The following is a 25,310-nucleotide window of genomic DNA, read 5'->3' on the forward strand; positions in this document are numbered from 1 at the left end:
CTCGGAGTGAAGCGGGGGAGTGGAAGGGGGCGCGTTCGCCGGCCGGTCTGTGCCGCTGATCATCGGGCCCTAAGGTCGCGGGCAAGGCACCAGGTACGGCACGGCAGGAGGCTCCATGATGCCGTCGCGCGACGCCCCGACGTACGCCCTCGAGCGGTTCCGGGCCGCCGCGGACCCCGGGCTGGTCGCGCTCCACGACCTGGCCGGCCGCCCGCGCGGCACCGGTTTCGTGGCCGACCGGCACGGCACCGTGATCACCGGCCACGAGGCCGTCGACGGTCTGCCCCGCCTCGTGCTGTACGGCGCGGAGGGCCGCCACAGCATCGTGACCGCCGACGCCGTCACGCCGTTGCCCGCCCTCGGCCTGGCCCTGGTGCGCGCGGGCGACCTCGGCGTCGCCCCCCTGCCGGTCACCTCGCGGAACACCGTGGAGACCGGCGCGTACGTGCGGATCCCCGCCGGGGGCTGGCGCGAGGCGCGGGTGCTCGGGACGACCACCGTCACGTACACCGCCACCGACCGCGCCCACCGCGTGCCCGGCGCCCTGGAGCTGGCCGTCGGCACCGCCGGGCGGGACGCGCTGCGGCTCGGCGGCGGCGCGGCGGGCGGCCCCGTGCTCGACCCCGCCACCGGCACCGTCGTCGGCGTGCTCGGCACCGCGCTGCGCACCGCCGCCTCCGACGTCGGCTTCGCCGTCCCCCTGCGCCCCACGGTCCCCGCCCTCGCCGGGCTGCTCATGGAGAACGCGGCCACGGTCCCCGCGTACGGGAGCGACCTCAACCTCGCCGGGCTGGTCGGCCTCACCGCCGCCTCGGCGGCCCGCCACGGCCCGCAGGCGGCCGTCGAGCCCGTCGAACGGCCCGCCGTGCGCACGGAGCTTCACGCCTTCGAGCGGGGCGACGCCGCCGTGCTGGGCCTCGTCGGACCGCCCGGGAGCGGCCGCAGCACCGAACTCGCCGCCCTCGCCCGCCGCCGTCACCGCGAGGGCCTGCCCACGCTGTGGCTGCGCGGGGCCGACCTGCGTGAGGACGACACCTCGGTCGCCGACGCCGCCCGCCGCGCCCTGGAGCGGGCCGCGGCCGACGTGACCGTCCGTATGCCGTTCCTGCCGCAGGACCTCGGCGACCTCGCGCCCGAGCGCCTCGCGCTGCTCGCCCACACCGCCGGCCGCCCCCTGCTGCTCCTCCTCGACGACCCCGAGCAGATGGCGCCCGGCCTGTACCGGCGGCGCGTCGCGTGGACCGAGGAGACCACGCACTGGCTGCGCGCCACGGGCACCCGCCTGGTGGTGGCCTGCGGCGCCGAGCACTGGGAGGAGGCCGGCTTCCCGCCCGGCCCGCCGCACCACGGCGGCACGGGCCCCGAGGGGCTCCCGCCGTGCCTGGTCCTCGGCGACCTCACCGCCGACGAGGCCCGCGAGGCCCGCGCCCGGTACGGCATCCCCGAGGGCGCCGTCGGTGAGGCCGACGCGGCCCACCCGCTGACCCTGCGGCTGCTCGCCGACGTCCGGTCGGACGTCGCCGCGGCGGCACCCGACGGTCCCGTCGACCGCGACGACGTGCTCGCCGCCCACCTGGACCTCACGTGCCTGCGGATCGCCCAGCGCCTCGCCGGAGGGCTCGGCGCCCGCGGCACCGCCGTACGCCGTCTGGCCGCCAGGGCCGCGGGGAAGGCGCACGAGGCGGCCCGGCGCTGCCTCGGCACGGAGGACGGGGCACTGGACCGCGCGTCGTTCGAGGAACTGTTCCCCGAGGCGGGGACCGGGTTCGCCACCGCCTCCGGCCGGCACGGCGGCGCGGCGCCCGGATGGGCGGACGCCGTGCTCGCCGAAGGGCTCCTCGTCCCGGCCGGGGACGGCTACCGGTTCGGGCACGAGGAGCTCGCCGACTGGCTCCAGGGTGCCCACCTCGACCTGGACGGCGCCCTGCACACCCTGGTGCACGCCCCCGCCGACGGCACCGGGCCCGTGCCCCGCCACCGCATCGGCCCCGTCGCCGAGGCCCTGCTGTGCCTCGCCCGCAGGCACGGCCCCGCCCGGCTCTCGTCCCGCCTGGCCGACCTCACCCACGCCCTGGACGCCGACCCCGGATCCTGGTGGGCCTCCCGCCTCCTCACCGGCGTCCTCACCCGCGTCCCGGACGCCGGCCCGTACGCGGGCGTGCTGCGCCTGCTCGCCGACCGCGTCGTCGCCTGGCGGGAGCAGCGAAGGACCGTCCCGCCCGAGCTGGGCCCCGCCTTCTGGACGAGGCTGCGGCTGCCCGTGGACGCGCGGTGCGCCCTGCTGCGCCGCCTGGTGCCGGCCGACGGGCCCCCGTGCGAGAGCGGCCCCCGCTTCCTCGACGCCGTCGCCGGCCTGCTCACCGCCGAGCCCGCGACCGTACTGCCGTACCTGATCCGCTGGTTCGACGACGAGCGGCCGCTGCCGGCCACCCCGCACGCCACCGTGGCGACCGCCGCGCAGGCCCTGCTGCACACACACCGTCACGCCGCGCCCGACGCGCTGACCGAGGCGCTGGCCGACAGCCCGCACCGGCGGGCCGACGAACTGCTCGCCGTGCTGGCCGAGGAGGAGCCCGGCGTGATGTGCCGGGCCGTCGACCGCTGGGCGGAGGACCCGCGCCCCGCCCGCCGGGCCGCGGCCGTCACCCACGGTCTGCGGGTCGCGCCGTACGCCCGCGACCTCGGCGACCGCACGCTGCTGCGGTACGCCGCCCTCGCGGTCCTCGTGCGCACCGCCGACCGCGCGCTGCACGGTGGCGCCCTCGCCCTGCTGGTCCGCGACCCGGACAGCAGGGGCCGCCATCTCGCCCGCGCCCTGGAGCGGTTCGCGGAGGGCGACCCGCGCTTCCCGCCGAGCGCGCTCACCGACGCCCTGACGACCCACACCGAGCCCGTGCTCGACGCCTTCCGCACGCGACTCATGGAGGGCACGGACGCGGACGACACCTTCCGCGCCCTCGCCGACGCCACCACGCCCGCCCTCGCGCGGCCGGTCGCCGCCCTCGTACGGGAGGCCGCGGCCCTGCGGCCGGAACTGACCGGCTGCGTCGCCGGGTACGCCGACCGCCGCCTCGACCTCGGCCCCGCCGCCCGCGCCGTGCTGCGCCTGCTCCTCACCGAGCTGCTCGACGGCGGCCCGCGCCCCCTGCGGCTGGCCCTCGCCGGCGTCCTCGCCGCGCCCACCACCTCCGCCTCCCGTCCCCTGCGCCGCGCCCTGCTCGACACGCTGCTCGCCCGGGAGACCGACCCCGGCGTGCTGGACGCGGTGCTGTGCGCCGCCGCCCGGAACACCGGGCCGGAGCTGCGGGTGCTCGTCCACCGCACGGGACTGCTCCTCGTCCGCACGGACGAGGGCGCCGCCCGCCTCGACCGCACCCTCGCCGACCTGGCCCGTCACGTGCCGGGTCTCGCGGCGGCCGTGGCCGGCTGGCTCGCGGACGCCCCGCACGTCTGGGGGCCGCTCGTCGGACCCGCCACCCGGGAGGTGATCGACGAGCTGACCGGCGCGACCGCCCCCGTCTGACACCACCCGGCGCGTGCACGTCGTCACACAGCCCCCATGCCGATGCGAGCCGGGGCACCCGGCATGGCACCCTTAGAGCTGCGCAGAGAAGTCCACGGACTCGGGTTCGTCCGACAAGGTTTCGACAAGGAGCAGTCACAGTGCAGCGCTGGCGCGGCTTGGAGGACATCCCCCACGACTGGGGGCGCAGCGTCGTCACCATCGGCTCCTACGACGGAGTGCACCGCGGGCACCAGCTGATCATCCGGCACGCCGTGGACCGCGCCCGCGCGCTCGGCGTCCCCGCGGTCGTCGTCACCTTCGACCCGCACCCCAGCGAGGTGGTCCGCCCCGGCAGCCACCCGCCGCTGCTCGCCCCGCACCACCGGCGCGCGGAACTCATGGCCGAGCTGGGCGTGGACGCGGTGCTGGTCCTGCCCTTCACCACCGAGTTCTCGAAGCTGTCGCCGGCCGAGTTCGTGGTCAAGGTGCTGGTCGACAAGCTGCACGCCAAGGCGGTCGTCGAGGGCCCCAACTTCCGCTTCGGCCACAGGGCCGCGGGCACCGTGGGGTTCCTCGCCGAGCAGGGCACGGTGTACGACTTCGAGGTCGAGGTCGTCGACCTGTACGTGACCGGTGAGGCGGGCGGCGGCGAGCCGTTCTCCTCCACGCTCACCCGCCGGCTGGTCGCCGAGGGCGACGTCGAGGGCGCCGCCGAGATCCTCGGCCGCCCGCACCGCGTCGAGGGCGTCGTCGTGCGCGGCGCCCAGCGCGGCCGCGACCTCGGCTTCCCCACGGCCAACGTCGAGACGCTCCCGCACACCGCGGTCCCCGCCGACGGGGTGTACGCGGGCTGGCTGCACGCGCAGGGCGAGGCGATGCCGGCGGCGATCTCCGTCGGCACCAACCCGCAGTTCGACGGCACCGAGCGGACCGTGGAGGCGTACGCCATCGACCGCGTCGGCCTCGACCTGTACGGGTTGCACGTCGCCGTGGACTTCCTGGCGTTCGTGCGCGGCCAGGCCAAGTTCGACACACTGGACGATCTGCTCGCGCAGATGGGGCGGGACGTCGAGCGGTGCAAGGAACTCGTCGCGGCCGCCGAGCGGGAGACGGGCGCTTGAGCGGTCGCTGAGCGGGGTCAGGGCGCGTGGGGGTCCGCTGAGCGGGACCAGGGCGCGTGGGGATTCGCCGAGCGGGAGACGGGCGCTTGAGCGGTCGCTGAGCGGGGTCAGGGCGCGTGGGGGTTCGCTGAGCGGGACCAGGGCGTTTGGCGAGCCGCTGAGGGGGATCAGGGCGCCGGGGGAGTCGCTGGGCGAGGTCAGGGCGCCCGGGGAGCCATCGGGGGGTGGCACGGCGTCCGAGCGGTCGCTCTCCGGTCAGCGTGCCGCCGCCCAGTGGCACGCCACTTGAGCCGTGCTGTCGCCGGTCAGGATCCCCGGATCCCGCGTCCGGCACGCCTGCGACACTCCCGCCCGCTCCGCCTCCCCGCTCGCCAGGACCGGGCAGCGGGGGTGGAAACGGCAGCCGGACGGGATCCGGGACGGGTCCGGGGGCTCACCGGTGAGGACCACGGGGTCGCCGGGCGCCTCGGGAAGCACCGACAGCAGAGCCCGCGTGTAAGGGTGCCGGGGCGCGGTCAGCACCTGCTCCACCGGGCCGGTCTCCACGATCCGGCCCAGATACATCACCGCCACCCGGTCGGCGATGTTCCAGGCCAGCCCCAGATCGTGCGTGACGACCAGCGCGGACAGCCCCAGGTCGTCGCGCAGCCGCAGCAGCAGCGCGAGGATCTCGCCGCGCACGGAGGCGTCGAGGGAGGCCACGGGCTCGTCGGCGACGAGGAGTTCGGGCTCCAGCACCAGCGCGCCCGCGATCACCACCCGCTGGCGCTGACCGCCGGACAGCTCGTGCGGACGGCGCAGGAAGAAGCGTTCCGGCGGGCGCAGTCCGGCCCGGGACAGCGCCCCGGCCACGGCCGCCCGCTCGTCACCGCCGTGACCGTGGATGCGCAGCCCCTCGGCCACCGCGTCGTACACGGTGTGCCGCGGGTTGAGCGAGCCGCTCGGGTCCTGCAGCACCAGCTGCACGCGCTTGCGGTACGCCTTCAGCCGGCGGCCGGAGTACTCCAGCGGCCGCCCGTCGAAGGTGACGCTCCCGGCGGTGGGCGCGACCAGGCCCAGCAGGGCGCGGGCCAGCGTGGTCTTCCCGCACCCGGACTCACCGACCAGGGCGACGATCTCACCGGGCCGGATGTCGAGATCGACCCCGTCCACGGCCCGGGCGTCGGGGGTGCCGTGCCGACCGGGGAAGGCGACGTGCACGCGGTGCGTGCTGAGCAGCGCGTTCCGTGTGCCGGGGGAGGGGGAGGGGGAGACGGTCATGGGGTGTGGGGCCTCGCTTCCTGACCGGGGTGCACGGCGTCACCGGTGCCGGGCCGTACCGCGCCTTCACGTGGCTTCGCGGCCTCCGCCTCTCCACCGCCGTCCCGCCCGACCCGTACGCAAGCCGCCCGCCACCCCGGGCCCGCCGCGCGCAACGGCTGGTCCTCGACCGCGCAGGAGTCCAGCGCCACCGGACAGCGAGGATGGAACGTGCAGCCACCCGGCAGCGCCGACGGGTCCGGCGGGTCGCCGGGCAGGCCGCGCGGTGCGAAGCGGGAGGACGGGTCGCCGATGCGCGGGAAGGCGGCCGACAGGGCGCGGGCGTACGGGTGCCGGGCGGCCTCGTGGACCTGGCCGGCGGGCCCCTCCTCGACCACCCGCCCCGCGTACATCACCGCGAGCCGGTCGCAGGTGCCGGCGAGCACCGCCAGGTCGTGACTGATCATCATCAGCCCCACGCCCTGGTCCGCGACCAGCCGTTCGATCAGCCGCAGGATCTGCGCCTGGATCATCACGTCCAGCGCGGTGGTCGGCTCGTCCGCGATGATCAGCCGCGGGTCGCAGGCCAGTGCCATCGCGATCATCACCCGCTGCCGCTGGCCGCCGGACAGCTCGTGCGGGAAGGCCGCCGCACGGGACGCCGGAAGACCGACCTGTTCCAGCAGCTCCCCGGCCCGTCTCCGGGCCGCGCCCGCCGTCGCCCGGCCGTGCAGCAGGACCGGCTCGGCGATCTGGTCGCCGATGCGGTGCACGGGGTTGAGGGAGTGCATCGCCCCCTGGAAGACGATCGAGGCACCGGCCCAGCGCACGGCCCGGACCCGGCCCCAGTTCATGGCCCGCACGTCCTCGCCGTCCAGCAGGATCTCCCCGGTGACCCGGGTGCCCGCCGGAAGCAGCCGCAGCAGCGCCAGCGCGAGCGTGGACTTCCCGCAGCCCGACTCGCCGGCGAGGCCGAGCTTGCGCCCGGCGTCCAGCCGCAGGTCCACCCCGCGCACGGCCTCGATGCCGCCCGCGTACGTCACCGTCAGGTCCCTGACCTCGAGCAGACTCACCGCGACACCCCCAGCCTGGGGTCGAGCACCTGCTCCACGGCCCGCCCGCACAACGTGAACGCCAGCGCCACCACGGCGATGGCCACACCCGGCGGTACCAGGTACCACCAGTGGCCGGAGCTCACCGCTCCCGCCTCCCGCGCGTCCTGCAGCAGCGCGCCCCACGACACGACCGACGGATCACCGAGGCCGAGGAAGGCGAGCGTCGCCTCGGCGAGGATCGCGGTGGAGATGATCAGGGTCGTCTGCGCCAGCACCAGCGGCATCACATGGGGCAGCACGTGCCGGGACATGATGTGCCGGTGGCCGCCGCCCAGCGCCCGTGCCCGCTCGATGTACGGCCGGGTCTCCACCGCCAGGGTCTGCGCGCGCACCAGCCGCGCGGTGGTCGGCCAGGTGGTCACGCCGATCGCCACCACGACGGTCAGCAGCGACCGCGGCATCACCGTGGCCAGTGCGATCGCCAGCACCAGCGTCGGCATCACCAGGAACCAGTCGGTGATCCGCATCATCACCGTGGCGTACCAGCCCTTGAAGTGCCCCGACGTCACTCCGATCAGGGTCCCGATCGTCACCGACAGCACCGCGGCGAGCAGCCCGACCAGCAGCGACACCCGCGAGCCCTGGATCACCAGGCCGAGCAGGTCCCGCCCGAACCGGTCGGTGCCGAAGGGGAACGCGGTGCTCGGACCCTCCAGCGGGCCGCCGGGCGCGTCGGTCACGTCGTCCACGTCGGAACCGACCAGCAGCGGGGCGCCCAGCGCCGGCAGCGCGAACAGCAGCAGGGCGCCCAGGCCGAACAGCCCGGCCCGGTGCGTGCGGTACTGCCGCCAGAAGCGCGCGGCCGAGTCCCGGCGCCGCCGCCGGGCGAGTGAGCGCGGCCGGGCCGTGAGAGCCCCCTGTGCCCGTTCCTTCGTCGTCCCGTTCTCGGTCGTCATCGGCCCACCCGGGGGTCGAGCAGCGGATAGATCAGATCGGCCAGGGTGTTCATCACGATCACCGCGGCGGCGAACACGAGGAACAGCCCCTGCACCAGCGGCAGATCGGGCACGCTGAGCGCCTGGTAGAACAGCCCGCCGAGGCCCGGCCAGGAGAACACCGTCTCCACCAGGATCACCCCGGCCACCGTGCGGCCCAGGTTGATGAAGATCAGCGTCACGGTCGGCAGCAGGGCGTTCGGCACCGCGTGGCGCCGCCGTACGAGGTCGTCGCGCAGCCCCTTGGCGCGGGCGGTGGTCAGATAGTCGCCGCCCATCTCGTCCAGCAGCGCCGACCGGGTCACCAGCAGCGTCTGCCCGTACTCGACCGCCACCAGCGTCACCACCGGCAGGACCAGGTGGTGGGCCACGTCCAGGACGTGGGCGAAGCCCTCCTCGCCGCCCGACTCCATGCCTCCGGTGGGAAACAGCCCCGGCAGCGGCCCGGCCCCCACCGACAGCGTGACGATCAGCAGCAGCCCCAGCCAGAACGACGGGACCGAGTAAAGAACCAGCGCGAGACCGGTGTTGAGCCGGTCGCCGAGCCGCCCGTGCCGCCACGCCGACCGCGTCCCCAGGAAGACGCCCAGCAGGGTGTACAGCACGAAGGCCGTGCCGGTGAGCAACAGGGTGGGGGGCAGCGCCTCGGTGATCTTGTCGGTCACCGGGGCGTTGAACTGGTACGAGGTGCCCAGGTCGCCGGTGAGGGCCTTGCCGCAGTAATCGGTGAACTGCTGCCACAACGGCAGGTCGAGACCGAACTGCTCACGGTAGTGGGCCAGTTGTTCGGCCGACACCTGTCGCCCGCCGGTCATGGACTTCACCGGGTCGCCGGGGATCAGCCGGAACAGGAAGAAGCCGGTGACGAGCACGGCGAGCAAGGACACGGCCGCGCCCGCCAGCTTGCCGGCCCCGTAGCGCAGATACGCGGTGGTGGTGCGGGTCCGCGGCGCTCGGGGCTCCGCCGGCCCGTCCGCACTCGCCTTCCCGACCGGTGCGGACGCCGCGCCGGCGGTCATCGGCGCCCCCGCCCGCCACGCACGCTACTCGCGCTCATCGGCCGTCGCCCGGCGCCGCATCGCCAGGAACACGCCCACACCGGCGAGGACGGCGACACCGGCCGCGATCCCGACGACCACCCCGGTCGACGACGAGTCGCCGGAGGAGCCGCCGGAGTCCGCCGGCACCGCCGACCACCAGCTCCAGTAGCCGTCCTGGCCGTAGATGTTGCCCGCCTTCGCCGGCATGGTGGTGATCGACTCGATCTGGTCCGTGCGGTACGCCTCCACCGCGTTCGGGTAGGCCATGACGTTCATGTATCCGAGGTCGTACAGCCGCGACTGCATTTGCTTGACGAGGGCGGCCCGCCTGTCCGGGTCGTACTCGGCGAGCTGCCGCGCGTAGAGCTCGTCGTACTTCTTGTCGCAGATGAAGTTGTCGGTCGCGCCGGTGTCCTCCGGTGTGGCCGGCAGCGCGGCGCAGGTGTGGATCGACAGCACGAAGTCCGGGTCGGGGTTGACCGACCAGCCGTCGAAGGCGAGGTCGTACTCACCGGCCAGCCAGGGATCGGTCACGTTGTCCAGGCAGGTGAGGGTGACCCCGATGCCGAGCTCCCCCCACCACTCCTGGAGGTACTTGCCGATCGCCTTGTCGTTCGGGTCGGTGGCGTGGCACAGCACGCGGTAGGTGACCGGCCTGCCGTCCTTGCCGACGCGCCTGCCGTCCGCGTTCTTCCTCAGACCGGCCCGGTCGAGCATCCGGGCGGCCTCCGCCGGGTCGTACGTCAGCTCCTGGCCGGGCGACGGTTCCCAGAAGTACTGCGGGAAACGCGGCGGGATGTAGCCCGCGCCCTCCACGGCGTGCCCCTGGAAGACCTTGTCGATGACGGCCTTGCGGTCCACCGCCTTGAACAGCGCGTGGCGCACCCGCTGGTCGAGCAGCGAGGGGTGGCCGTCGCCCATCGTCTCGCCGTTCTTCGCCCTGGCGCCCGGGTTGACGGCCAGCGCGTAGAAGCGGCGGCCCGGGGCGTCGTTGACGTGAATGTTCTCCTCGCCCTTGAGCGCGGCGGCCTGGGCGGGCGTCAGCGAGGGCGAGCCGGCGACGAACGACACCTCGCCCTTGCGCAGCGCCGACACCGCGGCGTCCTGGTCCTTGTAGTAGCGGAAGACCAGCTCGTCGAACTTCGGCGCACCGCGCCAGAAGTCCTTGTCGGCCTTCAGCCGTACGTAGCGGTCGGGCTTGTAGTCGGTGAGGACGAACGGCCCGTTGCCGACGACCGGGAAGTCCTTGTCGTTGTTGAACGTCGAGAAGTCGTCGACCTTCTCCCACACGTGCTTGGGCACGATCGGCACGTCCAGCGCCACCATCGTGGCCTGCGGCTTCTTCAGCTCGATGACCAGCTCGGTCGGGCTCGGCGCGGTGACCTTCTCGAAGTTGCCGACGAAGCTGCCGTTGGCGGTGGCCGCGCCCGCGTCGGACATCATCGTGTTGAACGTCCACGCCGCGTCCTCGGCGGTGGCCGGCTCGCCGTCCGACCACGTGGAGTCGGAGCGGATCGTGTACGTCCAGGTCAGCTTGTCCGGGGAGGACTCCCACTTGGTGGCCAGGCCCGGGACGACGCGGTTGTCCTCGGGGTCGTAGTTGGTGAGGTACTCGTAGGTGAGGCGGTGGATGCTCGTGCTGAGCAGCCGGACCGCGAGGAAGGGGCTGAGCGAGTCGACGCTCTGCGCCACCGCGACCGTCAGCACCTTCTCGCCGTCGCCGTCGGCCGCTCGGGCCTGCTGGGGGGCGGGGGCGAGGGGCGTGGCGAGCCCGGCGCTGAGCGCGAGTCCCGCGGCGCCGGCCGCCACGACGAGCCGGATCCGGCCAGGGGTGCGGTGGTGACCGCCGTACTGATCGTTCGTGTCCATGGGCGCAGACCTCGTGTCGTCGATCGCACGGGTGGGACGGGTCGATCAGATGAGTGATGAGTGTGTCTATCAGCGGCACCTGCGGCCGTCAACGGCGCGCACACCCCATGTGGCCTGCGGAAACGTTCAGTTGACGCAGCGTTTGCATCCCATTGGTCGAGACCACTGACGCGCTGCTGGTCGGCGGCTGACGGTGCGGAGACGCGAAAGCGGCCCCTCGCGGAGGGGCCGCTTTCGCTCATGGACGCGGTGGTCCGGGTCGCGGGTCCGGGTCGCGGGTCCGGGTCGCGGGTCCGGTCGCGCCCTACTGCTGCGCCGGTCCGGGATGTCCCGGCTGCCCCGGCTGCGGGGGATACGGCTGCGGCGGGTAGGGATGGCCGGGCTGGGCCTGCTGACCCGGCTGCGCCGGGGGCTGACCCGGGTGGGCGGGCGGCCGGCCGGGCTGGGCCTGGGGCTGGCCCGGGTGGGCGTAGGGCTGGCCCGGGTGAGGCTGCGGGGGCTGCTGCGGGTACTGGGGCTGCTGCGGGTACGCGCCCGGCTGGCCGGGGACGGCGGCCTGCCCCGGCCCGTACGGCCCCGGGGCGGGCTGTCCGGGCACGGGCTGACCTGGAACCGGCTGTCCGGGCACGGGCTGACCGGGCGTGGGCTGGCCCGGGATCGGCTGGCCCGGCAGGGGCGGCGCGGCGACCGGCGGCGGGTTGCCGTCGGACGTCCACAGCCCGTGCGACTGCTGGTGCCGGACGAAGTCCTCCGCGACCATCGCCGCGAGGTTGAAGTACGCCTCCCGCACCTTCGGCCGCATCATGTCGAGGTCGACCTCGGCTCCGGCGGCCAGGTGCTCGTCGAACGGCACGACGACGACACCCCGGCAGCGCGTCTCGAAGTGCGACACGATGTCCTCGACCTTGATCATCTTGCCGGTCTCGCGGACGCCGGAGATGACGGTGAGGGACCGGGACACGAGGTCCGCGTATCCGTGCGCCGACAGCCAGTCCAGCGTCGTGCTGGCACTGCTCGCACCGTCCACGGACGGCGTGGAGATGATGATGAGCTGGTCGGCGAGGTCCAGCACCCCGCGCATGGCGGAGTACAGCAGACCGGTGCCCGAGTCGGTGAGGATGATCGGGTACTGCTTGCCGAGCACGTCGATCGCGCGCCGGTAGTCCTCGTCGTTGAACGTCGTGGACACGGCCGGGTCGACGTCGTTGGCGATGATCTCCAGACCGGAGGACGCCTGCGACGTGAACCGCCGGATGTCCATGTAGGAGTTGAGGTACGGGATCGCCTGCACGAGGTCACGGATGGTGGCCCCGGTCTCGCGCCGCACGCGGCGGCCGAGCGTACCGGCGTCCGGGTTGGCGTCGATCGCCAGGATCTTGTCCTGCCGCTCGCTGGCGAGCGTGGAGCCGAGGGCGGTGGTGGTGGTCGTCTTGCCGACGCCGCCCTTGAGGCTGATGACGGCGATGCGGTAGCAGGACAGCACCGGCGTGCGGATCAGCTCCAGCTTCCGCTGCCGCTCGGCCTCCTCCTTCTTCCCGCCCAGCTTGAACCGCGACCCGCCGGACGCGGGACGGCTGCTCTTCGCCTTCTGCTTCTTGCTGTTGAGCAGCCGGTCCGACGACAGCTCGACGGCCGCCGTGTAACCGAGCGGCGCGGCACCCGGGTTGACCGGCTGCCGCTGGTCGTGCTGCACGGGCTGCGGCCAGGCGGTACCGCTGCGCGGGTCGACGGGCTGTTGCGGGGGCTGGGCCTGCGGCGGGACGCCAGGGTGCGGCTGCTGAGGCTGCTGGTGCGGCGGCTGCGGCTGCGCGGGCGGGGTGGGCTGCTGGTGCTGCGGCTGCTGGGGGAAGCCGTAACCGCCCGGCTGGGCCGGGGGAACGGGCCCGCCCGGCGCACCGGCACCGGGCTGCGGGAACCCGTACCCGGCGGGCTGGCCGGGCGCGCCTGGTTGCGGCTGGGCGGGGGGCTGGGGGAAGCCGTATCCGGGCTGCTGGGCGGGCGCGCCCGGCTGGGGCGCGGGCTGTGCTTCGGGCTGGGGCTGTGCGGGGGGCTGCGTGGGTGTGGCGGGCGGGAAGCCGTATCCGGCCGGGGGCGCGGGCGGGGTCGGAGCCTGCGGCGGCTGCTGCACAGCGGGCGTCGGCGGGGCGGCCGGTGCCGGGGGCTCAGCCTGCCGCTGACCCGGCGCGGGGGGCTGGGGGAAGCCGTATCCGGGCTGCTGGGCGGGTGCGCCCGGCTGGGGCGCGGGCTGTGCTTCGGGCTGGGGCTGTGCGGGGGGCTGCGTGGGTGTGGCGGGCGGGAAGCCGTATCCGGCCGGGGGCGCGGGCGGGGTCGGAGCCTGCGGCGGCTGCTGAGCCGCCACTACCGGCTGCGCCGGGGGAGCCGGCGGGGGGTTCCAGGCGGCCGGCGCCGGCTGGGGGGCCTGCGGCTGGAACGGGGTCTGCGGAGCGGGCGCGCCACCCTGCGGAGCCTGCGGCTGCGGCGGCTGCACGGACCAGTCGCCGCCCGACGGCGGAGCGATCGGACGGGCAGGCGGAGCCGGAGGCGCCTGAGGCGCGTCGACCGGCCCCGGAACGGCGTCCTCGGGCTCGCCGCCCTGGTCGGCGGAGTCGGCGGGAACCGCGTCCTCCGGCTCGGCGCCGGCAGGCTCGTCGTCGTCCGACTCCGCCGCGTCGTCGGACGACACGGCGTCCTCGGGCTGGTCCTCGCCCCTGGCCGCCGACGGGACATCACCCGCCACGTCAGCCACCGAGGCCGCGTCCGACTCGGCGGACTCGTCCTCTTCCGCGACGGCGGCAGCGCTCTCGGCGTCCTCGTCGTTGCGCTCCTCCACGTCGGGGGGACCGAAGGAGTCGGCGTCGAGACCGTCTTCGTCGCCGGCATCGGCGTCGACCTCGTCGACACCCCTGCCGTCGTTCTCCTCTGGTGAAGCGCCGGCAGAGCCTTCCTCCGACACAACCGGCTCAACCGAAGTCTCGGAGCCGGAGCCGGCCTCCTCCTTCTCCGCCTCGGCGGCCGCGTCGCGCTCGGCGATCTCCCGCTGCAGCGCGGCGGCGGAGAAACGGATCGTGGCGCCGCTCTCGATGTCGCCCTTGTCGGTCCCGTCCGACGGCTCCACGTACGGCGACGGCCGCTGCCCGACCGGCATGGCCGGCACGGCAGTCGGAGACGGAGACGCGTCCGTCGGGGCCGAGTCGGACTCAGACTCCTGCTCCGGCTCCTTCTTCCCCTGCGCGTCCGGCTCCGGCTGCTGCGGCTCGAACCCGCTCCCCACCGGCAGCCGGGGCACGGCGACGGGCCCGCCGGAGGGCGGCGGGGGAGGCGTGAACGGAGCGCCCGGCGCGGGCGCTGGCGGCGTGAACGGGGCGCCCGGAGCGGGCGCGGGCGGAGTGAAAGGCGCCCCCGGCGCCGGAGGGGTCGGCAGGGCGGACGGCCCGGAGGCCCCCACGGCGTGCGGCGGCGGGGTCAGCCCCGGCAGCGGCGGAACGGGCCCACCGGAAGCACCCGTCGGCGAGGAGGACGTACCGGACCCACCGGACGCCGAGGAAGAACCCCCCGAAGCCCTCGAAGTCCCCGCGGCTCCCGTAGCTTCCGAACTCCCCGAATCCGGGGAAGAGCCGGACGAGTTGCCGGAACCAGAAGGGGAGGAACCGGCCGACGAGGACGCCCCCGAGGCGTTCTGCGTGTACCAGGCCGGCGGCGCGTAGTCGATGGTGAACTCGCCCGTCGTCTCGACGGCGGACTCCGCGTCGGGCTGGTCATCGCCGGGGGTCGCCCAGTCTCCCGTGCGTACCGTCCCGATCGCTGCTCACAGTTCCTCCTGGTTGGTCGAGCACCCTCGTGCCGTGCTGGGGGCGACCATCTGCCCTCCCCGTCAGGACGCCCGTACCCGTACGACGGGTTCTGGCGTCACACCGATACCAGCCTAATCACCACGACCGTCACCCCGGGAGGCCCGCCCACGGCCGGGCACGGGGCCGCCTCGTGACGCCCACCGGGATCGCGGTTCCGACTCCCCACGCACCGGACGAAAACGCGCCGGTCGTAACGAACTTCCGCAACGCGTCCCGGCGACGGACAAAGCACTGACCACTCACCGAGCACCCCCGCCGCGGCCGGCCGGCCGGCCGATCGACTCGGCGTCAGTCCATCCGGCGCGGTGTGCCCAGCAACCCCACTTCCGCGTCGGTCGGTTGCGTCGTCACGTACTGCCGGTCGCGGTCGGAGCACCACAGGGTGACACCGTCGGGGAGGGTCGGCAGGGTACCGACGTCGGCCCGGGGCAATCCCGTCGTGCGGCCCAGTTCGGCGGCCTCGTCCGGTGATATCCGCTGGACGCCCACCAGTCGTGCCTGCCGCACCAGCCGGGGCGCGACGGGGCTGAGGTAGGGCAGCAGGGTCAGCACCGACTGCCAGGGGCCGGACACCACGCGTCCCCGCGGAGGCCGCATGCCGCAGTCCCGCACCACCAGCACCGGGGTGCCGGCCGCGGCGCCCTGCGGCGGCACACGCCCCACGTCGTACACCGACAACCCGTTCTGGCCGCCGCCCATGGCGTGCACCATCTGCGCCCAGGCCTGCGGCCGGCCAGTCTCCACGGCCACCCGGGCGCCAGTCGCCGCGGCCCGCAACGCGAGCACCTGAGCCGTCCACAGGCCGCCGATGAGCACGACGTCGTACGGCGTGGGCCGGTTCAGCCCCAGGACGGCGGGCTGCCCCTGGACGTCCACCCCGATGACGACGCCGTCGTCCCCGATGGGCAGCGCCAGGGTGTCCAGGTCGTCCACGGACAGGGTGTGCCGGCCGTGACGAGGACCGAACAGGCCGAAGCCGGAGCGCAGCGCGTCACGCGCGCGTCGCCCGGCCGCGTCCGGGGACCGTCCGACCCCCGCCTCCCCGCCCGTACGCGGCGGCATGCCGTACACGCCGGAACCGCCGGCGGTCTGTGTCGTCACGGCCGTCACCGGGCACCCCCGAGGGGCAGAGTGGCGAGCACGCCCGGCAACTGCTCCCGGTCGAGCCGGGCCAGCGCCGCGCCCGCGTCCCGCGCGGCAGCCTCCAACGCACGCCGTGCCCCGGTCAGTTCCTCGGCGCTGCGTCCGGTCACCCGCAGATGACCGCTCAGCGACATCTCCCGCCGGTCTCCGGGAGCGAGGGTGAGACTGATGGTGGTGGCGAGCGCGCGCACCCCCGTCACCCGCGCGACGAACTGGTGCAACGACGTACCGTGAGCGCCGCCCAGGGAGGGCCACGTGCGGATCCAGTACGTGGTGTGCCGGCGGTTGTCGCAGCGCCAGCTGCGGCTGGACTCCTCGGTACGCCGCTCCTGCCGGTCCGCCCGGCCCGCCTCGGCCGTCACCAAGGGGTTGGCACAGGCGGAGGTGGCGATGGCGGAGATCAGCTCCTCCTCGTCGAGCACCGTCGCACGGAACCCGGCGCCGGTCAGCCGGCTGGCGAGATGGTTGGCGACGCGCACGACGCACTTCTGCGCGCCGAGCAGACCGCCGCCCCGGGCGGCCACGGCCTCCGGGCACAGCTCGGGGTCCAGTTTCAGCGCGATCCAGGTGATGCGCACCGCGGGAGCGCCGGTCTGCTCCTGCAGCGGCGCGTAGTTGGTGACGGCCACCGACTGGGACGGCAGGTGCAGCGCGGGCGCGGGCTGGGTGTGCAGCACCACCTGCGCCGACTCCAGGCGGATGCCGTCCACCTCGAGCGCGTCACGCACCAGGGCCAGCGGCAACGGCCGCAGGCTCCGCTCGGCCCGCAGCGCCGTGGCGTCGGCCTCGACCTGCACCACGGCGGTGACGAAGGTGCCGTCCCCGACGAGTCCGACGGGCCGTCTCTCCCGGCTGCCGTACGTGTAGGTGCGCAGGCTCGGGTCGCACTCCACGGCCGGGGTCAGCCCCGGCTCCGTGCCGGGCGGCACCACCAGCCTCGCTGCGCTCTTCCGCCGGGAGCGCAGCCCGTGCGCCGTGACGATCCATTCGGGCAGCGAACGGCCGCGGCGGCGGACGAAGGCCAGGAGCACCAGGACCACGGCGACGGCGACGGCAGACACCAGCGTCACCGGACCGAGCGCCCACCCCGTGAGGAGGCCTGCGGCCGCGAGCTCCAGCAGCACGAGTCGTTGCAGCCGAAACGAACCGGGCCGGCCCCCGCGCACTGTGAGGTGGAAGCCGTCACGCGCGGACGCCGGTCGTGCCGCTCCCTCCGTGGGTCCCGCGGAGCCGCGCGCCCGGACCCGGCCGCGGCTTGCCGCCCGTGTCCCGGAAGCCATCACTCCATCCCCCGTTCTCTCACCGCTCGCTGGAATTCCAGCACCGCCTCGGTCACTTGAGGGCCCAGGCACCCTACCCGCTCCTCAAATCGTCCCGCGCACCAGGCATAGTAGGGGGCCGGTCCGACAGCGGCGGGCGGGGGACAGCGGCCCCGGCCCGCCTGGGTAGAACTCGGGCGGAACACGGGGAGAGACACGCATCCATGGCATCTCGGCGGGATCAGCTCAACGCCTACACCTTCGCGAAGCGCCGCTTGCTCGCGGCCTTCGTCCAGTCGGCTCCCCCGGGTTCGGAAGAGGGAGCGCCGCGCCCGCTGCGGGGCGTCGTGCCCGGGCTCGTCATCGGGGTGATCGTCATGGCCGTGTTCGGCGCCTGGGGCATGTTCAAGCCCACAGCGCCCAAGGGCTGGGACGTCCCGAACGAGAAGGTGATCATCGCCAGCAAGTCGACCACCCGGTACGTCGTTCTGAAGACCGGTGACGAGGTCCAGCTGCACCCGGTGCTCAACATGGCTTCCGCCAAGCTTCTCCTGGCACCCGGCAAGGGTGACGTCGTCACCGTCAGCGAGTCGCTCCTCGACAGCGGGAAGATTCCGCACGGACCCACCATCGGCATCCCGTACGCCCCTGACCGCCTGCCCTCCGAAAAGGAGGCGGGCGCCGCGAAGCGATGGGTCGTCTGCGAACGCCCGAGCGCGGGTGGTCGGTCCGTCCAGAAGGCCGCGCTGGTCCTCGCCGACCGGGAGAAGCGACTGACCGAGGGCAGGCAGCGGCTGAGAGACGGACAGCTGCTCTACGTGGCCGACCCCGATGGCCACCGCTTCGTCGTGGACGCGGGCGGCACGGCGTACCGTGTCGACGCGGTGGACACCGGCGACGAGCTGGAACTGCTGCTCCGCACGGTCGTCGGCTCCGGCCGCGAGCCCCAGCGGGTCTCCCGGGAATGGCTCGCGACGCTGCACCAGGGCGACCCGGTCACCTTTCCGGAGATCGAGGGGGTCCCCGGCGATCCCGCCGACGCCCCCGGCCAGCTCGACGCGTCCGCGAACCGGGTCGGCACCGTGCTCAAGGCGTTCGACAACGACAAGGAGCAGTACTACGTCGTGCTGCCTGGCCGGATCGCTCCGGTCTCGGCCTTCGTCGCGCAGCTGCTGTTGTTCAGCAAGGACCTGGCGCAGGTCGGACAGGCCGGGCAGGCGCTGGAGACGAGCCCCGGGGCGATCGTTCCCGGCCGGCCCTTCGGCACCGAGCACGACTGGCCCACCGGCGCTCCCCGCCCGGTCAACGAGGCGTCGGACACCGAGGGCAGCCGCAACACAGTCTGCAACGTTCTGCGGGGTGTCGGCGACAAGGGCGCCACCAAGCTCAGCACCTGGGCGGGCACCGGCTTCCCCGCCGACCTCCCCACCGGCTCCTCCAGTGCCTACGTGACCCCGGGTTCGGGCCAGCTCTACCGCCAGTTCCAGGGCAGGGAGACGACGGCGGGCCCCGTCTTCCTGGTGACCGACACCGGCCTGCGTCACGTGCTGCAGTCCAACGCGGACAGCGCCACCGACGACGCCGGCATCGGTATGTCGGCCGAGGAGCGCAAGCAGCTGGAGCAGGAGGCCCAGCAGGCCCAGACCCGCCTCGGCTACGCCGACGTGGCCCCCGCGCCGATCCCCGCAGCCTGGTCTGCGTTCCTCCCCACCGGCCCCCGCCTGTCCACGGCAGCGGCACGCCAGCCGCAGGGCTCGTAGGGAGGGACACGGCCATGCGAGACACACGCACGCATCTCCTCCGGACGGCGGCCGCCGCGACTGTCCTGCTGACGGGCCTCGCGACTCCCCTGCTCCTCGTGTCACCGTCCGCCGCGGACGACTTCTCCGGTCAGTGCGAGTACCCCAACGCCCGCTACCCCGGCCGCCCCTGGTCCCTCCAGCGCGTCCAGCTCGACGAGCTGTGGAGCCAGTCCAGGGGCAAGGACGTCCGGGTCGCCGTCATCGACACCGGTGTGGACGTGAGGCACCCGCAGCTGAAGGACGCGGTGGACGCCGAGAACGGCCGCAACCTCCTGCCCAAGGATCTCGAGGACGAGAACGGCGACCCCGTCGAGCGCGGCAGTGAGAAGGGCATCACCGACACCGTCGGCCACGGCACGAAGGTCGCCGGCATCATCGCCGCCCGCCCCGCGTCCGGGACCGGTTTCGTCGGCCTGGCCCCCGAAGCGACCATCATCCCGATCGCGCAGAACGACGCCGAAGGCCACGGTGACACCAGTACCCTCGCCGCGGCGATCCGTCACGCCGTCGACGCGAACGCGGACGTCATCAACATCTCCCAGGACACCGCGGACGCCGCCGAGCCGTCCGCGGACCTGGAAGCAGCCGTGAACGAGGCACTGGAGCACGAGATCGTCGTCGTCGCGTCGGCGGGCAACGACGGAGCCGGAGGCAACGTCAAGAAGACCTACCCGGCTTCCTACGAAGGCGTCCTCGCCGTCGCCGCCTCCGACCGCAACAACGAACGTGCGCCCTTCTCGCAGTCCGGGGACTTCGTCGACGTGGCCGCCCCGGGCGTCGACATGATCTCCACCGTCCCGCGCGGAGGCCACTGCTCGGACAACGGCACCAGCTTCTCGGCACCGTACGTCTCCGCTGTCGCGGCGCTCATCAAAGCCAAGCACCCCGACTGGACACGACGTCAGATCGTCGCCCAGATCGAGCACACCGCGGAACGCACCATCGCCGGCCGGGACCGCCTGGTCGGCTGGGGAGTGGTGGATCCCGTCCGCGCGCTGACCGAGGACGACCGGCCGATCGAGTCGCCTCGCCCCAAGGAGGGCCTGGCCAGGGCCGAGGCCCCGGCCGCCGCCCCACTGCCGCTCGGTGAGACCGCCGACGAACGCAACGCCCGCCTCGCGACCTACGCGACCGTCGGGGCGGCGGTCCTGGTCGCGGTTCTCGGCGGGACCGCGGTCGCGATCCGGGACGCACGCGGACGCGCTCGCGGGAGAGAAGGCAGCGAGGAACGCGTCGTGTCGTGACGAGGGCTTCGGACGCGCGCCGGACATCATGGCCTGTCGGCGGCTCCGCCGGGTGAGGGGGCGAAAGTCGGCCAGTTGCCGGTGAGTTCGCAGGTATGTCAGTTGGGCTGTCGGTGCCGCTCACTAGGGTGGTCCGAAGTGGTCGGGATCGTCTCAACGGTGTGTTCGCCGAGAACGGGTGCAGGACCGACCGCGCAACGGGGAGAACGGGGAGGAGAGCAGTGGGGCTTCCTGACGAGACGGGCAGGGGCACTGCGGACATGCGTCGCGGCGTGATGGCGCTGTCCACGTTCAAGAAGCGCGTGGACGACCTGCTGGCGGCCTTCGAGAGCTCGCCGGGCGGTCCGTCGAGGGTCGGATCCCACAGCTTGCCGGCCGACGCCTTCGGCAGCGGCGCCTTCCCGGAGGGCAAGCTGCTGCACCTGGAGTACGAGCGGGTGCACGAGCGGATCACCGCGCTCTCCAAGCAGCTCGGACTGCAACTGGAGGCCATGCGCATCGCCGTGCACGGTGTGGACGTCACCTTCGACAACCTCGAAGAGGAACAGCGCCGGCGGTTCCACGAGATCCGGCTGGAGGCCAACCAGACGCGTGAGGAGATGCTGGGCCAGCGGGTCGAGCGAGGCAACCGGGCCGACCACACCGACGCGGGGTACTGATGAGCGGACACGAGAAGAAGCCGGACCCCTTCCTGGAGGAGCGCCAGGAGGCCCGGCAGCAGAACGGCGTCCTCGACGCTGTCACGGACATGACGCGGCTCTCCGCTCCCTTCGGGCCCTTCCACCACCGCGGCCTCCACTTCGGCTCCACCAACTTCGAGGGCTACGACCTCAACGACATGGTCGACATCGTCGAGTCGGCCAGCCCTGAACTCCTGGAATCGGCGGCCGAGGCGCTCGTCAAGGCCCGTGACGCCATCAGGGAAGCGGCAGGGGAACTCGAGAAGGACATGCGGGGCGTCGACTGGAAGGGCGAGTCCAGGACCGCCTTCACCCAGTGGGCCGACAGTCTCGTCAGGACAGCCGAGGGCATCGCCGACTACGCCGACATCGTCGGCACCCAGGTGATGGCGGCAAGCTCCGGCCTCGCCTCGGTCCGCAAGTCCATGCCCCCGCGCGACACCCGCACCGCCCGCAAGACGGTCGACGACATCCCCGAGGCCGCACAGGTCGACAGCAACGCCGAGTACACGGCGGCCCTCAAGGCGGAGAAGGACCGCCAAGAAGCCATCAACCAGATGTACCGCCTGGCGTCGTACTACACGGTGTCGGCGGGGACGATGCAGTCGGCGGAGGAGCCGGTGTTTCCGGAGATGCCGGATGTGGGGGTGCCCGCGCTGACGACCGCGTCCGACCCCGCTCCGCGGGACGATGCGCAGCCACCGCCCTCGGCTCTGGCCGACGCGCGTACGTCACCTGCGGAATCACGCTTCGTCTCAGCGGGACGACCGCATGCGGACCAGCCGCCGCTTCTCGAGAAGGGCAGGCACCCCGACCTGCTGCCGAAGCAGCCCGTGGGCACCGAGATCAACAGTGTCGGCACATTGCCTCCCCAGGAGGCCGTGAAACCAGCCACCACCCCACCGGCAACAGGCGGTTCCACGGGCCAGCAGGCAGGGCCTCTTCCTTTTGCCTCGGGTACGGTTCCACCCGCTTCTCTCTCAGGGGCCGGGCGCATGGGCCGCCCCGGCAGCACGCCTTTCCCCCATACCCCTCCTCCGGCGCAGGGGAGAGCTGCAGGGGCCACGGGAAACGGGCCGGCAGCTCGTACGGGATCTGCGCCCCTGGCGCAGGGAGCACGTGGCGTCACACCTGGACCGGTGGACGGCCGTGCGACGGGCCCTCTGGGGCAGGTGTGGCGCGGCCCCCTGGGGCAGGTGTGGCGCGGCCCCCTGGGGCAGGCAGGAATGCCCGGGGCCGACCCTGCGGCCCGGGGCGTCGTCGGCGGGGTGCCCAGGCCCGCGGGCCCGGTGCCGGGACACGTGAGTGGTGTTCCCCGCAGCCCTTCAGGTGCGACGGGAGCGGCACGGTCCGGGCACGGTGGTTCCGGGAACAGCAGCGACGGCGTTGTCGGTGGCCGGCCTGTCACGGGTGCCACACCTGTTCACAACGGCTCTAAGGTGCCACGCGGCACGGTCATCGGCGGAGGCGGCGACCCCGGGGCACGCCCGACGGGGAAGGGCACCGGCCAGCGCGGGGTGATCGGGGCTCCTCCTTCGGCATCGAGCACGACGTCGGCGGCCCGTCTTCCCGGCGCCGGCGGGGTCGTGGGTGCGTCCGATGGGAGAGGTCCCAGTGGACAAAGAGACGGTGGCCGCCGTGATGCCTCCGGAGCACAAGGCGGAGTTGCAGGAAACCGCAACTCCGTCGAGAGCCGCTCGCGCCGCGACGAGCGTCGCCGCGACGCATCGTCGACTGACTGACCAGGCAGAAAAGGGACGGACTGGAGCATGGTGGTGCACAGGATCGGCCGACGCGTCAGGTGGAACGCGCCCTTCAGAACCATGAGACGGGGCGCGACTGTCTGCTCGGTGATCGGAGCTGTTGCCGTCCTGTCGGTAGGTCTGAGCTCCGGCGCGGTGGCTTCGGACACTCAGTCACAGCAGTGGTACCTGTCGGCGATGAAGACCGACGAGATGTGGAAAGTGAGCACGGGCGAGGGCGTCAGGGTCGCCGTGATCGACACGGGAGTCAATCCGGACACGCCTTCGCTCCGAGGTCAGATCGTCACCGACGAGAAATCCGCAAGCCTCACGTACAAGGCGACGGAGGATTACAAGGGTCACGGGACGACCATGGCCGAACTGATCGTCGGAACTGGTGCCGACGGCGGTTTGAAAGGGCTGGCGCCGGGGGCGAAGGTTGTGCCTTACCGGATCTCCATGGAAGGCCTGGGAGGCGCTGAGGCGAAGAAGGCTCCTGACCTGGCGGACGTCATCAGGGCAGTAGCCGACAGCGACGTGAAAATCATCAGCATGTCCTTCGGTAACGACCGGGAAAACGAGGAAGAACTCGAAGCGATCAAATACGCCCATGCCAGAGGCAAGCTCATGTTCGCCGCTACGGGCAACGACGCTGACCAGAACAGTCGTATCGGGTACCCGGCGGCCTATCCCTACGTGGTGGGCGTTGCCGCATCGGACGAGTCCGGAAAGGTGGCAAAGTTCTCCGAGCACGGCAACTACGTCGACCTGGCGGCTCCGGGGCTGAACATGCCGGGCTGGTGCGACAACTCGTTCCGCGCCTATTGCGACAAGGGTGGCACGAGCGCGGCCACTGCCGTCACCTCCGCCTCCGCCGCCCTGATCTGGTCCGCCCACCCGGACTGGACCGCGAACCAGGTCCTCAACAGCCTCGTCGAAACGGCCGGCCGCGACTGGGCCAGAGACGACCCGAGCACGTACCTCGGCTACGGCCTGGTCCGCCCCCGCAAGGTGCTGGAGAACAAGACCTTCGACCCGGGCCCGGCGGACACCGACCCCCTCGCCCGGGAGAACGTCGTGGGCCTCCTGGATGAGTCGGGCAAGCCGGTGACCGCCTCCCCGGCTCCCTCGAAGGGCACGGCCGTACCGGACCCCGGCACCGGGGGCGACGAGACGTCGGCAGTCGCCTCCGACGAGGACTTCTCCGGCAACACCACTCTCTGGGTAGCTCTCGGAGCCGCAGCGGCGTCCGTGGCGGTCGGTGCGGGCGTTTTCACCGTGATCCGCTCACGGCGGGGCGCGTAAGGAGACGCACGGAGCAGCAAGCCGCCTCCCGGAGGCACGCCCGCCACCCACACCACCACACGGTGCCGCTTCACACCACACCACCGATCTCACGGAAGGAACCGCAGCCATGGCTGAAGGCCGTAAGTTCTACGAGGCCCAGGTACAGACGCTCCAGACGAACGTCATCGACCGGTACGACTCCATCCGGCAGTCCCTGGCCCGCCTCCAGGGCACGATCGACATGATCGAGAAGCAATGGACGGGCCAGGGCGCCATCGCGTTCGACAAGAAGCAGACGGAGATCAACGGCCACATGGCCGCGATCGGCCGGATGCTCGACGAGTTCCTCGAGGGCATCGACCTGAACAAGCGGGACAAGCGGAACCTCGAGAGCCAGATCGAGGCCGACATCACCAAGATCTCGGTGGAGGACCTGGGCGGCAAGAGCTCGGCGCTGAGCAGCTACTGAGGCAAGCCACCCACCACCGTCCGGTTTCGACGAAACGAGGTACACATGTCCGGCGCTCACTACGACGAACTCGCCGTTACCTTCGGCACCATGGACGCGCTCGCCACCGAGCTCGGCGACCAGGCCAGGAAGCTCGAGGAGGACCTCGAGGCACTCAAGAAAGCGGTGCTCGACGCCGCCGCGGGCTGGGGCGGCGAGGCGTACGAGGAGTTCACCAAGAAGACCAAGGAGTGGGACCGCCACGCCAGCGGCATCCACCAGGCCCTGGTCAGCATCGCCCAGCGGGTCGGCACCGCTGGCGGTGACTACCGCGGCGGCGACCTGAAGGGCGCCAGCTACTTCCTGTAGACCGGCGGCAGGAATCGGGCGCACGGCACGGCGCTCGCAAGCAAACGACCAGGGTGGACACGCGCGGGAGGTGTCCACCCTGTCGTGTCTCACCGCACTTGGCCTGCGAGGGCTACGGTGAGCTCCTTCCCCTCATGCCGGGCAACCGAGCTTCTTCTTGTACGCTTCGAAGTAGGGCGGTCCGAGTTTTTCCAACAGGGACTGGGACTTTTCGTTCCAGCGGATGTCCTTTACGGCTACGGTCACGGAATCACCCTTTTCGCTTACTCCCGGGCATGGAATAACCGTTACAACACCGAAATTCCACGAGGCGTATTTACCTCCCGCGAAGTAACGCGTTCCCTTCCTCTCGGAAAGGTCGAAGTAATCGCGTAGCGTGTACCCGCTCTCATTCCAGTCGGCATCGCTGACCACGGAATCGTTTCCGTCGACGTATATGTGGCAGAACTGGCCTTCTTCTAGGGTGAAGTGGCCGGTGTCCTGTTTCATTTCGTCGCCGTCGTGGAGGAGCGTCTCAAGGATTTCCTTGTCTGCGGGGATGCCGCAAATGTTGTCCGGTACCTCATAGGAGAGGCCTTCCTCAGTGGAGCTGCAGGCGGAAAGCGAAAGGATGCACAGCAGAGCTACGGTGAGTGCTCTGTTCGAGGAGCGGGTCACTCGG

The 25,310-nt window shown here is 72.8% G+C and carries 18 protein-coding genes and 1 pseudogene; 9 read left to right on the forward strand and 10 right to left on the reverse strand.

Translation table 11 applies throughout. From position 1 onward, the window contains the following. Nucleotides 1–115: 115 nt before the first annotated feature. A complete protein-coding gene (locus ACWH4W_RS13995) occupies nucleotides 116–3,523 on the forward strand; it encodes a trypsin-like peptidase domain-containing protein (protein ID WP_473076058.1) in 3,408 nt (1,135 codons plus the stop codon). Between the two features lie 140 nt (nucleotides 3,524–3,663). Continuing rightward, nucleotides 3,664–4,626, forward strand: coding sequence for a bifunctional riboflavin kinase/FAD synthetase (locus ACWH4W_RS14000; RefSeq protein WP_473076059.1), 963 nt, complete (start codon nucleotides 3,664–3,666; stop codon nucleotides 4,624–4,626). 255 nt (nucleotides 4,627–4,881) lie between these two features. Here the strand turns inward: ACWH4W_RS14000 and ACWH4W_RS14005 are convergent, their stop codons facing one another. From ACWH4W_RS14005 to eccE, 9 genes and pseudogenes are all read right to left on the reverse strand, one after another. Then, nucleotides 4,882–5,886 (reverse strand): ABC transporter ATP-binding protein, encoded by a 1,005-nt coding sequence (locus ACWH4W_RS14005; RefSeq protein WP_473076060.1) that lies wholly within the window; start codon nucleotides 5,884–5,886, stop codon nucleotides 4,882–4,884. Beyond that, complete coding sequence (locus ACWH4W_RS14010; RefSeq protein ID WP_473076061.1) at nucleotides 5,883–6,938, reverse strand: ABC transporter ATP-binding protein; 1,056 nt, start codon at nucleotides 6,936–6,938, stop codon at nucleotides 5,883–5,885. The genes ACWH4W_RS14005 and ACWH4W_RS14010 overlap by 4 nt, the downstream gene beginning before the upstream one ends. Continuing rightward, nucleotides 6,935–7,876, reverse strand: coding sequence for an ABC transporter permease (locus tag ACWH4W_RS14015; RefSeq protein ID WP_473076062.1), 942 nt, complete (start codon nucleotides 7,874–7,876; stop codon nucleotides 6,935–6,937). The genes ACWH4W_RS14010 and ACWH4W_RS14015 overlap by 4 nt, the downstream gene beginning before the upstream one ends. Then, nucleotides 7,873–8,934, reverse strand: a complete 1,062-nt coding sequence (locus ACWH4W_RS14020; RefSeq protein ID WP_473076063.1) for an ABC transporter permease — start codon at nucleotides 8,932–8,934, stop codon at nucleotides 7,873–7,875. Before ACWH4W_RS14020 ends, ACWH4W_RS14015 begins: the two co-directional genes overlap by 4 nt. A 24-nt stretch (nucleotides 8,935–8,958) precedes the next feature. Continuing rightward, nucleotides 8,959–10,824 (reverse strand): ABC transporter substrate-binding protein, encoded by a 1,866-nt coding sequence (locus ACWH4W_RS14025; protein WP_473076064.1) that lies wholly within the window; start codon nucleotides 10,822–10,824, stop codon nucleotides 8,959–8,961. Between the two features lie 304 nt (nucleotides 10,825–11,128). Further along, nucleotides 11,129–13,969, reverse strand: coding sequence for a MinD/ParA family ATP-binding protein (locus tag ACWH4W_RS14030; RefSeq protein WP_473076065.1), 2,841 nt, complete (start codon nucleotides 13,967–13,969; stop codon nucleotides 11,129–11,131). Nucleotides 13,970–14,545: 576 nt separating this feature from the next. After that, nucleotides 14,546–14,623: pseudogene (locus ACWH4W_RS14035) on the reverse strand (hypothetical protein); the annotation flags it as partial. Nucleotides 14,624–14,963: 340 nt separating this feature from the next. Then, complete coding sequence (locus tag ACWH4W_RS14040; protein WP_473076066.1) at nucleotides 14,964–15,785, reverse strand: hypothetical protein; 822 nt, start codon at nucleotides 15,783–15,785, stop codon at nucleotides 14,964–14,966. Next, the gene (gene eccE / locus ACWH4W_RS14045) at nucleotides 15,782–17,098 is read right to left on the reverse strand and encodes a type VII secretion protein EccE (protein ID WP_473076067.1); all 1,317 of its coding nucleotides are present in this window, start codon (nucleotides 17,096–17,098) and stop codon (nucleotides 15,782–15,784) included. Before eccE ends, ACWH4W_RS14040 begins: the two co-directional genes overlap by 4 nt. Nucleotides 17,099–17,301: 203 nt before the next feature. Between eccE and eccB the strand changes: the two genes are divergently transcribed. The 7 genes from eccB (at nucleotide 17,302) to ACWH4W_RS14080 (ending at nucleotide 24,649) form a co-directional block, all read left to right on the forward strand. Beyond that, nucleotides 17,302–18,837, forward strand: a complete 1,536-nt coding sequence (gene eccB, locus ACWH4W_RS14050) for a type VII secretion protein EccB (RefSeq protein ID WP_473076068.1) — start codon at nucleotides 17,302–17,304, stop codon at nucleotides 18,835–18,837. Between the two features lie 14 nt (nucleotides 18,838–18,851). Then, nucleotides 18,852–20,123, forward strand: coding sequence for a type VII secretion-associated serine protease mycosin (gene mycP / locus ACWH4W_RS14055; RefSeq protein WP_473076069.1), 1,272 nt, complete (start codon nucleotides 18,852–18,854; stop codon nucleotides 20,121–20,123). A gap of 260 nt (nucleotides 20,124–20,383) precedes the next feature. Then, nucleotides 20,384–20,782 (forward strand): hypothetical protein, encoded by a 399-nt coding sequence (locus ACWH4W_RS14060; RefSeq protein WP_473076070.1) that lies wholly within the window; start codon nucleotides 20,384–20,386, stop codon nucleotides 20,780–20,782. After that, nucleotides 20,782–22,545: a WXG100 family type VII secretion target gene (locus ACWH4W_RS14065; RefSeq protein ID WP_473076071.1), complete on the forward strand. Its 1,764-nt coding sequence runs from the start codon at nucleotides 20,782–20,784 to the stop codon at nucleotides 22,543–22,545. The genes ACWH4W_RS14060 and ACWH4W_RS14065 overlap by 1 nt, the downstream gene beginning before the upstream one ends. A gap of 81 nt (nucleotides 22,546–22,626) precedes the next feature. Further along, nucleotides 22,627–23,850 carry a S8 family serine peptidase gene (locus ACWH4W_RS14070; RefSeq protein WP_473077493.1) on the forward strand — a complete coding sequence of 408 codons (1,224 nt, stop codon included), beginning with the start codon at nucleotides 22,627–22,629 and terminating at the stop codon, nucleotides 23,848–23,850. Between the two features lie 109 nt (nucleotides 23,851–23,959). After that, complete coding sequence (locus tag ACWH4W_RS14075; protein ID WP_473076072.1) at nucleotides 23,960–24,301, forward strand: WXG100 family type VII secretion target; 342 nt, start codon at nucleotides 23,960–23,962, stop codon at nucleotides 24,299–24,301. 45 nt (nucleotides 24,302–24,346) lie between these two features. Then, entirely contained in the window at nucleotides 24,347–24,649 is a 303-nt protein-coding gene (locus tag ACWH4W_RS14080) for a WXG100 family type VII secretion target (protein WP_473076073.1), read from the forward strand. 132 nt (nucleotides 24,650–24,781) lie between these two features. Here the strand turns inward: ACWH4W_RS14080 and ACWH4W_RS14085 are convergent, their stop codons facing one another. Next, complete coding sequence (locus tag ACWH4W_RS14085; RefSeq protein ID WP_473076074.1) at nucleotides 24,782–25,306, reverse strand: hypothetical protein; 525 nt, start codon at nucleotides 25,304–25,306, stop codon at nucleotides 24,782–24,784. Nucleotides 25,307–25,310 lie beyond the last annotated feature (4 nt).

The sequence above is a fragment of the Streptomyces sp. DSM 120436 genome (assembly GCF_055778765.1).

Excerpts from the sequence above, each read along its gene's own strand:
- ACWH4W_RS13995 (WP_473076058.1), top strand. The coding sequence starts at position 116 with ATGATGCCGTCGCGCGACGCCCCGACGTACGCCCTCGAGCGGTTCCGG.
- ACWH4W_RS14070 (WP_473077493.1), top strand. The coding sequence starts at position 22,627 with ATGAGACGGGGCGCGACTGTCTGCTCGGTGATCGGAGCTGTTGCCGTC.
- ACWH4W_RS14015 (WP_473076062.1), bottom strand. The coding sequence starts at position 7,876 with ATGACGACCGAGAACGGGACGACGAAGGAACGGGCACAGGGGGCTCTC.
- ACWH4W_RS14030 (WP_473076065.1), bottom strand. The coding sequence starts at position 13,969 with ATGCCGGTCGGGCAGCGGCCGTCGCCGTACGTGGAGCCGTCGGACGGG.
- ACWH4W_RS14065 (WP_473076071.1), top strand. The coding sequence starts at position 20,782 with ATGAGCGGACACGAGAAGAAGCCGGACCCCTTCCTGGAGGAGCGCCAG.
- ACWH4W_RS14075 (WP_473076072.1), top strand. The coding sequence starts at position 23,960 with ATGGCTGAAGGCCGTAAGTTCTACGAGGCCCAGGTACAGACGCTCCAG.
- ACWH4W_RS14025 (WP_473076064.1), bottom strand. The coding sequence starts at position 10,824 with ATGGACACGAACGATCAGTACGGCGGTCACCACCGCACCCCTGGCCGG.
- ACWH4W_RS14060 (WP_473076070.1), top strand. The coding sequence starts at position 20,384 with ATGCGTCGCGGCGTGATGGCGCTGTCCACGTTCAAGAAGCGCGTGGAC.
- eccE (WP_473076067.1), bottom strand. The coding sequence starts at position 17,098 with ATGGCTTCCGGGACACGGGCGGCAAGCCGCGGCCGGGTCCGGGCGCGC.
- ACWH4W_RS14020 (WP_473076063.1), bottom strand. The coding sequence starts at position 8,934 with ATGACCGCCGGCGCGGCGTCCGCACCGGTCGGGAAGGCGAGTGCGGAC.
- ACWH4W_RS14005 (WP_473076060.1), bottom strand. The coding sequence starts at position 5,886 with ATGACCGTCTCCCCCTCCCCCTCCCCCGGCACACGGAACGCGCTGCTC.
- mycP (WP_473076069.1), top strand. The coding sequence starts at position 18,852 with ATGCGAGACACACGCACGCATCTCCTCCGGACGGCGGCCGCCGCGACT.
- ACWH4W_RS14080 (WP_473076073.1), top strand. The coding sequence starts at position 24,347 with ATGTCCGGCGCTCACTACGACGAACTCGCCGTTACCTTCGGCACCATG.
- eccB (WP_473076068.1), top strand. The coding sequence starts at position 17,302 with ATGGCATCTCGGCGGGATCAGCTCAACGCCTACACCTTCGCGAAGCGC.